This is a genomic window from Halobacterium bonnevillei, from assembly GCF_009831555.1.
Taxonomy (GTDB): Archaea; Halobacteriota; Halobacteria; order Halobacteriales; family Halobacteriaceae; genus Halobacterium; species Halobacterium bonnevillei.
Map to the genome: position 1 here is coordinate 1 of NZ_WUUU01000344.1, position 1,183 is coordinate 1,183.

Annotated in this window: 1 pseudogene; it reads right to left on the reverse strand. The window is 70.5% G+C overall.

The features are described from left to right. Positions 1-1,183: pseudogene (locus GRX66_RS19180) on the reverse strand (glutamate synthase-related protein); the annotation flags it as partial.

Sequence of the window (1,183 nt, forward strand, 5' to 3'; positions counted from 1 at the left end):
GGAGCCCGGTCTCGCGGAGCAACTGGTTGGCTTCCGCGAGGCCGAGCTCCCACGGCAGGCCGGCGTGCTTGATGCTGGTCTTCGGGGACGCGCCCGTGCCGCCGGAGTGCCCGGAGATGTGGATGCAGTCCGCGCCCGCCTTCGCGCAGCCCGCGGCGACGGTGCCGATGCCCGCCTCTGAGACGAGTTTCACGTGCACGCGGGCGTCAGGGTTGGCTGCGCGCAGGTCGTGGATGAGCTGTTTGAGGTCCTCGATGCTGTAGATGTCGTGCTGGGGCGGCGGGCTGATGAGGCCGACGCCGGGCGTCGAACACCGGACGTCCGCGATCATCTCGTTGACCTTCTTCCCGGGGAGGTGACCGCCCTCGCCGGGCTTCGAGCCCTGCGCCATCTTGATCTGGAGGTCGTCGGCGGCCGAGAGGTACGTGCTCGTCACGCCGAAGCGGCCCGACGCGACCTGCTTGATGGCGCACTCTTTCACCGTGTCGAAGCGCTCGGGCGGTTCCCCGCCCTCGCCCGTGTTCGCTTTCGCGCCCAGGCCGTTGGCGGCCTCGGCGTTCGTCTCGTGGGCTTCCGGGCTGAGGCTGCCCAGGCTCATCGCCGCGGTGGAGAACCGCTCGACGATGTCGGCGGCCGGCTCGACGTCCTCGACCGGGACGGACTCGCGGTCCTCGGTGTCGACGTCCAGGAGGCCGCGCAGCGTCTGGAGCTGCTCGGTCTGGTCGTTGACCTGTTCGGCGTAGTTCTCGAACGCGCCGTAGTCGCCGTTGTCCACGGCCTCCTGGAGGCTGTGGACGGTCTTCGGGTTCCACTGGTGGAACCGGCCGGCGGTCCGGTTCTCAAACTCGCCGACGCGTTCGACGTCGGGTTCGGCCTCGAAGCCGGCGGCGTGGCGCGCGCGCACGTCCGCTTCCAGTTCGCCGAGCCCGACGCCCTCGGTGCGGTTCGCCGTGCCGGCGAAGAACCGGTCGACGACCGACGAGTCGAGGCCCACGACCTCGAAGATCTGGGCGCCCTGGTAGGACGCGACCGTGGAGATGCCCATCTTCGACATCACCTTCAGCAGGCCGTCCTCGAGAGCGTGCAGGTACGAGGCGACGGCGTCCTCGGGGTCGGCGCCGTCCGGCCCCGCGACCAGTCGCGCGCCGACTGGATGGCGAGGTACGGGTTGACCGCGCCCGCG